Annotated in this window: 1 protein-coding gene; it reads left to right on the top strand. The window is 62.1% G+C overall.

The features are described 5' to 3' along the window. The coding region (locus DM872_RS00100; protein ID WP_218648954.1) for a VCBS domain-containing protein at nt 1–282 on the top strand (282 nt) is incomplete at both ends.

Raw genomic sequence — 282 nt, 5'->3', positions numbered from 1 at the left:
GTACCGACGGCACCCTGAGCATCAGCGACGTCGACAGCCCGGAGACCTTCGAGGCGCAGACCAATGTCGCCGGCGATTACGGCAAGTTCAGCATCGACGCCAATGGCGCCTGGACCTACGTCGCCAATTCGGCCTTCGACGAACTGAATGTCGACGACAGCCTCACCGACACCTTCCAGGTGTTCAGCGCCGACGGCACTGAAACCAGTGTCACGGTGACCATCGCCGGCACCAACGATGCCGCGGTGCTGAGTTCCGCCAGCGTCGAACTGGATGAATCCA

The organism is Pseudomonas taiwanensis (assembly GCF_013393345.1).
Classification (GTDB): domain Bacteria; phylum Pseudomonadota; class Gammaproteobacteria; order Pseudomonadales; family Pseudomonadaceae; genus Metapseudomonas; species Metapseudomonas resinovorans_C.
Note: the sequence above shows the minus strand (reverse complement) of the source record. Positions and strands in the feature narration are given on the sequence as shown.